Genomic DNA, 12,376 nt, shown 5'->3' on the forward strand with positions numbered 1-12,376 from the left:
ATAAATAGCTTTGATCATGACTAAGTGTGCAACATTTTCTAAGAGACATAAATCGCTATTTACCTTGTACGAAAAAGGACTGCTTACAACTGCTATAAAAAACACCTCTTCTTATGAATTTCCCTTATTTAAAACACCACCATTACCATAAAATCCAGGTAATTTAACGTGTATTTTACCACGCTAATCTTTCAACATTCATATGAAAATAGTGATTTGATTTTTCGCATTATGTTACCCAGTTTTTCAAAACTGGGTAACATAATTCTCACATAAGCGATGGTAAGAATAAAGAGATTTGTGGGAATATAATTAAAAGCAAAATACTCAATAATAATACAGCTATAAAGGGAATGGACCCCTTAAACACGGTTTGTACCGGTATTCCTGTATGTTGGCTAGTGATAAATAAGTTCATACCAACAGGGGGTGTGACCAAACCAATTTCGAGAACTAAAACAACTATAATTCCAAACCACACAGCATCATATCCAAGTCCTGTTATTAAAGGGAATACGAGCGGCAGCGTAATTAGCATGGAAGCTAACAAGTCCATAAACAAACCGAGAATTAGATAGAATAGAATTACAAGCATTAAGACTGCCAATGCAGGTAATCCACTTTCATCAATAAGAAGCAATAAATCATTCCCAATTCTAGATAGAGTAATAAAGTAAGAAAAAATAACTGATCCTATTATTATCAAGAAGATCATACCTGTTTGTCTGATTGTAGTCATTAAGGATTCAACAATATCTTTAAAATTAAGTCTTCTTGTAAAAAAACCAATAGCAAGGGCACCTGTTGCACCGAAGGCAGCAGATTCCGTTGGTGTTGCAATACCAAAATAAATAATTCCTACAACGAAAAACACTAAAATGACTATTGGCCAAATGGATTTTAAGGATCTAAACCTTTCTATCCAAGGATATTTTTCAGTCATACTTTTTTGTTTAATCCCCACTAGGACAACCGTAATACATAACAGTATTGCGATTAATATACCAGGTCCAATACCAGCCATTAGTAGTTTCCCGATCGAAGTTTCCGTTTGAATGCCGTATAAAACCAACGGAATACTAGGCGGAATCATCACGGCCAATGTTCCTGTTGCAGTTGCTACTAATCCGGAAGCAAAAGAATCTGAATATCGCGCCTGTATCATTTTGGGTACAGCAATTTGGGACATGACTGAAGTAGCAGCAAGGCTAGAACCAGATATTGCTCCAAAGCCAGCACTTGCAAATATAGTTGTAACTCCAGCTCCTCCAGGTAAATGTCCAAACCATTTTAAGACAGTGTCGAACAGGTCGTCTGCAATTTTACTTTTTGAAATAAAATGGGCCATTAAAATAAATAATGGGATTGCACTAAAAGTAAAGTTATTCACACTTCGATAAGCGGTTGTTGAAAGATAACTCTGCAGGGTGTCAAATCCAGAGATAAAAAATAATCCAATTGACCCTGTAATTAGTAACACAAATCCTATCGGCATTCCTAGTAATATAAGTACTATTAAAATAGTAACGCATAGTGCAACCATTATTCATCACCTCTTCCATTAATTTGCCAAGTTACCGGAGTCTTGAAGTAATTCTTCTTCCTCTGATTCACCTTTGTCCATAATGAGATTAATTGATTCAACGAAGAGCCTAATGCAAAACAATAGTATACCTATTGAGATAATTATTAAAGCTGGACCTAATGGATATTGCAGAAGACTAGAACTTCTAGTATCCGTTGCAAAATTTTCTAATGCTTGCTGAAAATTGTTAATCCCTAATAGAAGATAAATTATTAGAGCACAGCAATTAGAAAGTATAATGATAATTTTTTTTAGGCCTTTTGAAAATTTATTTAACAATAAATCAACATTCACATGATCTTTATGTTTTTGGGTATAGCTAATAGCAAAGTACACAATAATTGGCAATAGGTATTCCCCAGTTATCTCCAGCGTTCCTGTTATTGGGGCGTTAAATACTGTCCTAAGTACAACATCTACAAAGATCCATGCCATCATTAAAAATAGGAATGCTGCTGATATATAACCAAAAATGTTATCAACTCTATCGAGCCATCTGTTTATCGCATCCATATCTAATCCACCTTTCATTAAGTTCACATAGCCAACGGTAAGCGCTTACAAGGTTTTCAAAAAACTATTTGTATGTAATAAGAAAGGTGGAAAAACCACCTTTCTTATTACACGGAAACAATCGTCTTATCTCCAACAACCTCAGCAACGGCAGCGATAATTCGTTCAGGACTAGGTACATATAAATTCTCAAGCGGCTTAGAAAAAGGAACGGGTGTATGTGGTGCATTTACACAGATAATTGGTGCATCTAGGTAGTCGAACGCTTTATACTGTACGATAGCGGCAATGTCTGCCGCTGCACTACAACGCGGATTCGATTCATCTACAACAACCAATCGACTGGTTTTCTCCACAGATGCTAGAATTGTATCTTCATCCAATGGAGAAAGGCTCCGTGGGTCAACTACCTCTACTTCAATTCCCAATTTAGACAACTGCTCAGCTGCCTCAAGAGCCTTGTTTACCATGTTTCCAATGGCAACAATCGTCACATCACTGCCAACTCGTTTGATGTCTGCTTTTCCTAGAGGAATCGTATAGTATTCTTCCGGAACTTCACCTTTCATCCCGTAAACAGGCAGGCTTTCGAAAAATACGACTGGATCGTTGTCTTCAATAGCAGCAAGTAGCAATCCTTTCGCATCATATGGGTTCGATGGAACAACTACTTTAAGTCCTGGAATGCTTGTGACCATCGAATACAATGTTTGCGAATGCTGTGAACCAAGACCGTAGCCTGCACCATAAGGCATACGAATTACCAGAGGTACCTGCATTTGTCCACCATACATATAATTGATTTTGGCTGCTTGGTTCATCACTGCGTCTAAAGCATATCCTAGAAAATCGTTAAACATGAGTTCCGCGATTGGACGCAAACCCGTTACTGCAGCCCCAACAGCTGCTCCGATGAAACCATTTTCTGAAATTGGAGTGTCCCTTACACGTTCCCTTCCAAATTCACTCACACATCCTTTAGTTACACGAAATGGTCCGCCAATAGCTTCTAGGTTTTGTTCCTCTAGATGGGGAACTTTGGCACCTCCAGCCACATCTTCCCCGATTATGATAACTTTTTCATCGGCTCTCATTGCCAACTTAATCGCTTCATTTAATGCTAGAGTAGTAGTAATTTGTCTAGACATCTCTTCAACTCCTTCTACATCATTTTTTATTTGTAAGATACATAGACATCAGTATAAAGTTCATCCGGATCTGGGAAGGGGCTGTCAATCGCAAACTGTAGTGCCGCTTCTACTTCATCAGTCACGCTTTGTTCAATCTTAACTAAATCCTCTTCCGTTAAAAGCTCGTGCTTTTGAAGATAAGTTTTAAATTTTTTAATACACTCGTCTTCGGTCAAATGAAGATTTTTTTCTTCTTCGGTTTTATAAGTCTGAGGATCTGAAATCCCGTGGCCTTGAATTCGGTAAGTATCACATTCAATTAAGGTAGGACCTTCCCCGTTTCGCGCTCTTTCAATCGCTTCTCCCACAGTATCATAAACTTCAATAACATCATTTCCGTTTATAGTAATTCCGGGCATATTGTAGCTAGCTGCTCTATCTGAAATTTTCTCCACGGCACTGGCATATTTATGGGCAGTGTACTCACCATATTTATTATTTTCACAGACAAAAACTATAGGCAACTTCCAAATGGAAGCCAGATTAAGAGATTCATGGAATGCCCCATTATTGGTAGCACCGTCTCCGAAGAAAGTAACAGTCACAGCCTTACTTTTAGTAATTTGAGCGGTTAATGCGGCACCAACGGCAATTGGAAGTCCGGCGGCTACAACCCCATTGGCTCCAATGATGCCTTTGTCGAAATCTGCAAAGTGGAGAGATCCACCTTTTCCTTTGTCACAACCTGTTGCTTTTCCTCCCATTTCGGCCATTAATTCTTTCAAACTACTTCCCTTGGCAATACAATGACCATGTCCTCGGTGTGTAGAGGTAACATAATCTGAATCGTTTAAATGGGCGCAAGTTCCAACGGCAACGGCTTCCTGACCATCTGATGTATGGGCAAACGTACCCAAAGATCCTTCCCTAGTTCCTCTTGTAACCGTTTCTTCAAATTTACGAATTTCGACCATTTTTTGAAACATCCATTTGGCCTTTTCTTGTGTCAGGATGGTTTCTTCGCTTTTAACATTTACCATTTTCTCTTCCTCCTAGCATCATTTTTCATTTATTATTGATAAGTCGGATAAGAAGTACTCATCACTTTTGGTCTTTTAAGTATAAATCGTATTCTGCGTGGAATTGCTGTATCCGTCGTTCCTGTTCACTTAAACGGAGTATACCTTTAAGTCCACTTGATTTTATCCCTTTGTGAACTTGTCCGATTTGTTGTAGGTCCTGATCCAGTAAAACTCCTACTTCAGAGTTTTCAATCGTTGTATGTCTTGTTTCCGGACGAACTTTTCCACTTATATCTTGTGATGGGTCAACACCGTACGTAAACTCTAACCAGAATGGTCGTTTCTTCTCCGTGTTGATTTTTGCACTTAAAATCGTAATGTGATAAACAGATTGATCCGGATCTGATTCATGAGGAATAAATCGTTGAATAAGTGCTACCTCTGAATTAATATTTAAGTTTGTATTTGGATACAATGAAACACTCCACGTATCGATAATTTGACTATCGGAAAGAAGAGTGTAATCTCTTTCAAAAGGGCTTAAGCCTTGACGTTTTGCTTTTTTACATGCATCTCTAACATCATCAGCTTTTCCATGGAAGGTTGTTGGATCTACACCAGAGTCCATCATCAAATTCATAAGCGCATCATTAATGGTTTCATGGTCATCTTGTCGTTTACTTACCATTCCTCTAGGGACAATCATTCTACTATGACCATTCCTGTAAAAATCATATTGGCCAAAGTGGTCGTCTGTTGCTAATACACCTTGAGGATGCGTTTGATGTAGATGGTACATTTCTGCGAAGGCATCTAGATTGGTTTTCCAGTTTGCTGGAACACTCACCTTAACATCCTTAACGATATGCCAATCTTCAAACTGATAAGCATCCAAGCTACGCATCAAATCTGGATCCATATACTCTTCAAATGGCATTGGATCTTTAGCCATATTAATAAAGATAAAGCCGCCCCATACATGACAATGAACTTTGGCTAAATCGAGATTGTCACACAACAATTCAGGTGCGAATGTGTTTCGATCCGTAACACGGGCAATATCTCCATTCGTTTTCCACATCCAGGAGTGATAACTGCAGGTGAAACTCCTATATCCTTTACCAGACTCTTCATGAACAAGTTGATTTCCTCTATGCTTACAAACATTGTAGAATGCATTGATGTTATCCTTGTCACTACGGACAATCAAAATAGACTCTTTGCCAATGTCAAACTTAAACCAGTCCCCAACCTCAGCACAATCAGAAGCACGACCAGCCATAATCCAAGTTTTATCCCAAAGTTTATCCCACTCTAACTCCATTACTTCTTTACTATAGTAAAGTTCAGTTCGGACCTTACGATAGTGTTCAATATCTGGATATAGTTCCTTTAATCGTTTTGGCTGCTTTGCATCTAAAGAACCTGGTGCTGCATTCGGTTCAATGAGAAAATCTTCTGGATCTTCTAAAACAGGGTTAATTTGACGATTGGTTTTACGCAATTCCTCAATCATTTCCTCGAATTTGGTATTTGCAGCCTTTTCTTTAGTGTTACTACCCATTTTTAATCAATCCTTTCCGTTTTGAGTTTTTCACTATTTTAGACTCTAGTAATTCAATCTTTTTAGAGTGACCCTTTAGTTGCTTCGTACATTTTCTACTTCCTCTCTAAACATTTCAATCACCTTATTTAGATCCTTGTTGTTCTTCTTTTCCAAGAAGTATTCAGTAAATTCATCATAATACTTTTGCCATTGCTCTTTTTCACTTTTTGTAGGCTCATAGAGGTCAACATCGCCATCTTTAATCCAACGTTCTTCTCTTGCCTTTGCATCCTCTTCATATGCATGTGAACCGTTTGCAGCAATATAATCACCAGCTTCCTTAAATACTTTCTTAATATCTTCAGGAAGTTCGTCATATAACTTTGCATTCATCATTAAACCAGTAGTTCCCCCAGAGAAACTAAGATTACGAGTACCATAGTTACTTACTTCTCTGTAGCCCCCCGAAGTGTCGGAGGAAGCAAATCCATGAAGGCCATCTACTGCCCCCTTATCATAAGCTTCATACATATCCGCAGAAGGGATGGCTACTGGAATCCCTCCAATAAATTCAACCATTTCAGCATGTAAGCCTCCACTTGTACGGAGCTTAACGCCTTTTAAATCTTCCGGTGTTTTAATTTCAACATTTTTTGTATATACATTATATGGGGCTGTTGTAATCGCCACTAATGGTCTGACTCCGTGTTTCAAAAAGTCTGTTTCAAGCATTGGACTTTGTTGGGTTAAATTATGATAGGCAATGGATCCTTCACGAGCATTTTCATAGATTCCAGGTACACCAGTTACAGAATTTCCTAGAGGCATTTCATTTGGGAATACGCTGACAGCAAACATGGCAATATCTACTGCACCATCCGAAGCCATATTCAGGTAGTCAGTAATACTTCCTAGTTGTTGGGCTGGATACCATTCAAATTGAACTCTACCATCCGATAATTCCGTTACTTTATCCTGAAACCCTTTATAAATTAATTGAGAGTCTTGGTCAGGTTCTGAACTAGCAGTGGCAACTTTGAATTTATAAGTTTTTTCCCCCTCATCATTGTTGTCAGCTTTTACACTACCTTCTTTTTCCGTGTCGGAACCACACCCTGCAATAATGAAGAGTAAAGCTAAAATAAAACTGAATAAAAGAGTATTTTTTTTCATTTTCACTAATTTCACCTCGCCTTTTCCAATAGTGGTATAATTCAGACTATTTAAACCATAAGTACCCGTGCAAATAATTTCTTACTAGAGCAAGATTGACTACCAATATTAGATAGTGATTGCCTTTAAAACCTCAGGGATTATTAATCTAGGTTCAGTTACATCTTGTACTTCCTCCACTGTAAATCCAGGTGCAATCTCTCTGAGAATTAAACCCTCGGCAGTTACATCAATGATTGCCATATCCGTATAGATACGGTCTACGCAACGTAGTGCGGTCACTGGGTAGTCTAGTTCTTTCACTAATTTAAATTCACTATTCTTATTCGTATGAGTCATTGCAATATAAAGCTTTTTACTGCCTAAAGCGATGTCCATTGCTCCACCGATACTTCCAAGCTGAGATCCCTTTACTTTCCAATTAGCCAAATCTCCCTTTTCAGATACTTGCATCCCACCCATAACTGCAACATCAATATGTTTGCCTCGAAGCATGGCAAAGGAATCAGCATGGTGAGAAAAGCTCCCTCCAGGAACGAGTGTAACGGGGAGCTTTGAGGCGTTTACCAAATCCGGGTCTTCTTCCCCAGGTGCAGCCAATGAACCCATACCAAGAACCCCTTGCTCACTCTGATAAATAATTTCCGAATCATTGGAAACATAATTGCTGACCAAAACTGGAATACCAATTCCTAAATTGACTATATCCCCCTCGTGAAGATCTTGTGCAATCCGCTCAGCTATTTGTTCTCTAGATAACAATCTTTTTTCCATTATAATCCCCCCTTTAATACCACACGCTGAACAAAAATTCCTGGGGTAACTATACTTTCGGGATCTAGTTCGCCGATTTCTACAATTTCATCGACCTCTGCAATCGTAACCTTTGCTGCCATAGCCATAATAGGGTTGAAATTTCGTCCAGATTTATTGAAAACAAGGTTTCCCCAACGATCTGCCTTTTTTGCTTTTATTAAAGCAAAATCAGCCTTAATTGCCTTTTCCATTATGCATGGTACTCCATCAAATTCCACTACCTCTTTACCAATAGCTACTTCTGTTCCTGCACCAGTAGGCGTGTAAAAAGCCTCAATTCCTGATCCACCTGCTCTTATTCTCTCAGCTAAAGTTCCTTGTGGGACTAATTCTAAACCTATTTTTCCTTCTTTGAACTTTTTAACAAAAATATAACTTTCTTTCATCAAAGGAAAGGAACAGATAACCTTAGTAACTCTATCATCTTTAATTAACTTCGCTAGACCTTCTTCATGATATCCACAATTATTACTAACAGCCGTAATATTTTTGGATCCTTGTCTAGATAATCCAGAAATTAATTTATTGGCGACACCTGCGCCTCCAAAGCCTCCAAATAAAATCGTACTGCCATCCGTTATGTCTTTTACTGCATCATCAACTGAATTAAAAATTTTATTAATCATCCAATTTCCCTCCCCATGAGCCCTCTTAGACTGGTATAAATTGAACCAAATTGTACTCCCCAAAGCTCTTACTAAAATCTGCTTCAACAGACATGCCAATTTTCACTTCTTCTATATCTACATTTAATAGATTTGTCATCATTCTTGGTCCTTCATCTAGTGAAATTAGCGCCACTATATATGGTACCTTATCTTTAAATTCCGGGTTAAAAGCCTTACGTACTACAGTGAAGCTGTATAAAGTACCCCTACCTTTTGAAACAACCCACTCTACATCTGAAAAACAGTTTTTACATACAATTCGGGGATAAAATTGGTATGTATCACAATGAGGACAATATTGTATTAATAATTCGCTTCTCTTCGTCGCTTCCCAATAAGGGCGAGTATCACTATCGATCGTATACAAGACATCATCTAATAACACCTTAATCCCTCCCTAGAATTACTGTAGATGAAGAGGAAAGTACGCCTCCCATTCCATTACATAATGCTGTTCTTGCATTTGGCACTTGTCGTTCTCCACACTCATCTCGGAGTTGACGTACGGCTTCAATCAGGAGAAAAATTCCGAATAATCCGGGATGACAATATGAAAGTCCACCACCACTGGTATTCAAAGGAAACGTGCCCCCTGGTGCAATCCGCTGATTTTCAACAAATGCCCCGCCTTCTCCTTTTTCACAGAAGCCTAAGTCCTCTAATTGGAGAAGTACGGTTATGGTAAACGAATCGTACAGCTGGACGACATCAATTTCTTCAGGCCTTAATCCCGCCATTTCAAATGCACGTTCTCCGGACTCTTTTGCTCCTGTGATGGTCAAGTCTGGCATAGCACTTATATTTAAATGTGTATGGGTTTCGCCAGTACCGAGTACCCATACTGGCTTGGTGCGGCATTCTCTAGCTTTTCTTTCTGAAACAATGACGATGGCACCACCACCATCTGTCACTAAGCAGCAATCTAAAACATGTAAAGGACTACTGATTATAGGAGAATTAAGGACATCTTCCACTGTTAAATCACCTTCTGAGAATGCTTTCGGATTTAAGTTCGCCCATTTTCTTGCAGCAACAGCAACTTCCGCTAATTGTTCAGATGTGGTTCCATAAAGTCCCATGTGTCTTTGTGCAGCTAACGCATATGCGCCGACAGGAAAAGGCATGCCGTATGGGGCCTCGAAAGGATTAACTGCGATACTACTACCAGGGCGGACTCGTTTGCTCCGTTGATTGCTTCCATATGTGATTAAAGCTACATCAAATAACCCTGCATATATACCTGCGACAGCGTGTCCAACATGAGCTTCAAAAGAAGAACCTCCGAGACTAGTTGAGTCTGAATATTTAGGTGTAATACCGAGATATTCCGCAATTGTCATAGTCTGTAGGTAAGCGTATGGGCCTGCGGAAAAGATTGCCTCTACTTCTATCTTTTCAATCCCAGCCTCTCGTAATGCTTCTCTAGCAGCAAGTGCCTGTAATTGAAGTGGATTTTTATCATCAACAATCCCCAACTCCGACTCTGCAACCCCAACAATAGCTGCCCGTCTAGAGAGTTTCGACATTATAACCCCTCCTCTTGATTTAACATTGTAACTTTTATCGGATTATATATTACCGACTATCAGTAATAAATACCGACATTTTATAATTAAATGATAATCTAGTTAAGCTAAAATTTCAATTATTTATTCAAAATATTTAGATAGTATTATATTTTTAAAAAAGGAACTACTTGCTATATTCTTTTTCTATTAAAGATTCCCTCTTATTTAAATGATAGTTCGTAATGTAATTTAATACATCTACTGCCCTCTCAGGACTTGAGAATATCGGTATTTCATTTTTTCTTAATAATTGAAAGGCATTTGTTGCTAGTGATTCCGATATTAGCCACGTTATAATTAAGCTTTTTGTACTCTTTTTTGATAGGTTAATAATGTCTTGAGCTACAATGGAAGCAATAGGCTCTCCAACAGTTGTTAACATTAATACAATAGAATCAATTTCTGGATCCTCTATGAGGATTTCCATTGATTGAAGAAACATTTTTGGATTATTTATGATATTAGCTGTTGTATCAAAGGGATTTTGAACGACTCCATAATTAGGTATAATTTCATTTAACTTTTGTTGAGTCTGAGTGGAAAAGGTAGGAACATTTAGGCCCTGATTAATACAGGAATCTGCAATAATCGTACAGCAACCTCCAGAAGTAGAAACCACACCTACATTTTTTCCTTTAATATCCTTCAATGATACGATTGCCTTAGCGACATCAAACAGTTCTTCCAAGTATTGAACAGAGATTACTCCATACTGTTTAAAGACCGCTTCGTAAACCTGATAATCCCCAGCTAAACTCCCAGTATGAGATTGCACCGACTTTTTCCCAAGTGAAGTTCGACCATTTTTATATATAACAACTGGTTTCTGTCGATCATTAGCTATCTTTAGGGCTTCTATAAACTTTTGACCATCTTTTATCCCTTCCAAATACACGCATATAACTTCAGTATTCTCATCGTCAGCTAGAAAAGCTATATAATCGGCTGAATCCAAATCAGCTTCATTACCAGAGCTTATATAGTGACTAATACCTGTTCCATTTGACCATTCTCTACTTAACAAACCTCCCCCAATAGCTCCACTTTGACTAACGAATGCTATTTTTCCATTTAGAGGTATCTGAGGAGTCTCCATCGACATGCTAAAGCTTCCAAAAAAATTCTGATGTGTATTAACCACTCCGATTGCATTGGGTCCACAAATGTGGACATCGAGTTCCTTCGCTTTTGTCAGAAGCCTTTCTTGTATCACTTTTCCTTCCTCGCCTAATTCAGCAAAACCGGACGAGAAAATCGTTATCATTTTTATTCCTCTCGCTGCACATTCTTCCATCGCAGAAAAAATGAGATGAACGGGGAGAACGATTAATGCTAAATCAATATTCTTTGGGAGATCTAGGATTGAACGATAACACACCTTACCTTGAATTTCTTCCTCTTTAGGGTTTACAGGAAAAAGTTCATGGGGGTACTGGTGCTTTAAGATATAGGACATCAACCTCCCACCGGTCTTTTTAATGTTATTGGATGCTCCAACCACTGCAATCGACTTTGGATATAAAAGTTTCTGTATCGCCATCATTCTTTTTTGATTCATATCATACCGCTCCTTTTGATATTAAACACTTGGACGAAAGGATGATTCTAGCGTCGACAACCATTGCACCTTTACCTTCTTCATGAAGGAATACAGGATTCAAGTCTATCTCGCTAATTTCTGGGAACTCCAATGCTAATTTTTCCACTTGAAATAGTAAAGTTTTTATGGCTTTTCGATCACGTTCTTTTGCACCACGAAAATCTCCAAGTAAGCGCTTACCTTTTATCTCGGAAATCATTTCATCTACATCCCTTTCTTTTAACGGAGAGACTCTTAAGGAGACATCCTTCATCACTTCAACCCATACCCCTCCAAGACCAAAGAGAATGGTAGGTCCAAAAACTTCATCCCGTTTCATTCCTATAATAATCTCTGTCCCAGTTTCAACCATTTGCTGTACGGATACTTGAACTTCTGTATTCGCACCAAGATAATCATGTGCATTTTTAATTATCTCTCTAAATCCTTCTCTAACCTCATTTGGAGTTTTCAAATCTATTAAAACACCTTTTGCATCACTTTTATGAGTAATCTCAAAGGAATGCACTTTTAAAACAACTGGAAATCCAATATCTTGGGCTAAATAAATCGCTTCTTCCTCAGATTTAGCCAGACCTTGTTTCGGTATACTCATACCCATATTCTCAAAAATTTGTTTAGAATAGGACTCGGGTATGGCCAAACTTTTTCTCTCTCTCATTAAGGCGAAAATTTTATTTATTTCCTTTTTATTCATTACTACACCTCGTATCTATATTTTAAATTGCTAGGCTCCGTTTTTAACTTTACCGTTA

Annotated in this window: 12 protein-coding genes; all 12 read right to left on the reverse strand. The window is 38.2% G+C overall.

Annotated elements, in window-relative coordinates:
* Window positions 1-268: 268 nt before the first annotated feature.
* The 12 genes from AC1TO6_RS07230 to AC1TO6_RS07285 all read right to left on the reverse strand — a co-directional run bounded on the left by AC1TO6_RS07230 (window position 269) and on the right by AC1TO6_RS07285 (window position 12,318).
* Window positions 269-1,543: a TRAP transporter large permease gene (locus tag AC1TO6_RS07230; protein WP_482100926.1), complete on the reverse strand. Its 1,275-nt coding sequence runs from the start codon at window positions 1,541-1,543 to the stop codon at window positions 269-271.
* Between the two features lie 18 nt (window positions 1,544-1,561).
* Complete coding sequence (locus tag AC1TO6_RS07235) at window positions 1,562-2,098, reverse strand: TRAP transporter small permease (protein ID WP_482100927.1); 537 nt, start codon at window positions 2,096-2,098, stop codon at window positions 1,562-1,564.
* A 107-nt stretch (window positions 2,099-2,205) separates the two neighbouring features.
* Complete coding sequence (locus AC1TO6_RS07240; RefSeq protein WP_482100928.1) at window positions 2,206-3,246, reverse strand: alpha-ketoacid dehydrogenase subunit beta; 1,041 nt, start codon at window positions 3,244-3,246, stop codon at window positions 2,206-2,208.
* A 26-nt stretch (window positions 3,247-3,272) separates the two neighbouring features.
* Window positions 3,273-4,268 carry a thiamine pyrophosphate-dependent dehydrogenase E1 component subunit alpha gene (locus AC1TO6_RS07245; protein WP_482100929.1) on the reverse strand — a complete coding sequence of 332 codons (996 nt, stop codon included), beginning with the start codon at window positions 4,266-4,268 and terminating at the stop codon, window positions 3,273-3,275.
* 61 nt (window positions 4,269-4,329) lie between these two features.
* Window positions 4,330-5,814, reverse strand: coding sequence for an aromatic ring-hydroxylating oxygenase subunit alpha (locus AC1TO6_RS07250; RefSeq protein WP_482100930.1), 1,485 nt, complete (start codon window positions 5,812-5,814; stop codon window positions 4,330-4,332).
* A gap of 75 nt (window positions 5,815-5,889) precedes the next feature.
* Window positions 5,890-6,969 (reverse strand): TRAP transporter substrate-binding protein DctP, encoded by a 1,080-nt coding sequence (gene dctP, locus AC1TO6_RS07255; protein ID WP_482100931.1) that lies wholly within the window; start codon window positions 6,967-6,969, stop codon window positions 5,890-5,892.
* Between the two features lie 108 nt (window positions 6,970-7,077).
* Window positions 7,078-7,743 carry a 3-oxoacid CoA-transferase subunit B gene (locus tag AC1TO6_RS07260; protein ID WP_482100932.1) on the reverse strand — a complete coding sequence of 222 codons (666 nt, stop codon included), beginning with the start codon at window positions 7,741-7,743 and terminating at the stop codon, window positions 7,078-7,080.
* On the reverse strand, window positions 7,743-8,411 hold the full coding sequence (locus AC1TO6_RS07265) for a 3-oxoacid CoA-transferase subunit A (RefSeq protein WP_482100933.1): 669 nt from the start codon (window positions 8,409-8,411) through the stop codon (window positions 7,743-7,745). The genes AC1TO6_RS07260 and AC1TO6_RS07265 overlap by 1 nt, the downstream gene beginning before the upstream one ends.
* 25 nt (window positions 8,412-8,436) lie before the next feature.
* Window positions 8,437-8,838, reverse strand: a complete 402-nt coding sequence (locus AC1TO6_RS07270) for a Zn-ribbon domain-containing OB-fold protein (RefSeq protein WP_482100934.1) — start codon at window positions 8,836-8,838, stop codon at window positions 8,437-8,439.
* Window position 8,839: 1 nt separating this feature from the next.
* Window positions 8,840-9,979 carry an acetyl-CoA acetyltransferase gene (locus tag AC1TO6_RS07275; RefSeq protein ID WP_482100935.1) on the reverse strand — a complete coding sequence of 380 codons (1,140 nt, stop codon included), beginning with the start codon at window positions 9,977-9,979 and terminating at the stop codon, window positions 8,840-8,842.
* A gap of 166 nt (window positions 9,980-10,145) precedes the next feature.
* Complete coding sequence (locus AC1TO6_RS07280) at window positions 10,146-11,579, reverse strand: acetate--CoA ligase family protein (RefSeq protein ID WP_482100936.1); 1,434 nt, start codon at window positions 11,577-11,579, stop codon at window positions 10,146-10,148.
* 1 nt (window position 11,580) lies between these two features.
* Complete coding sequence (locus tag AC1TO6_RS07285; RefSeq protein ID WP_482100937.1) at window positions 11,581-12,318, reverse strand: acetate--CoA ligase family protein; 738 nt, start codon at window positions 12,316-12,318, stop codon at window positions 11,581-11,583.
* Between the last annotated feature and the right edge of the window lie 58 nt (window positions 12,319-12,376).

This window comes from Sporosarcina sp. Y352 (assembly GCF_056786535.1).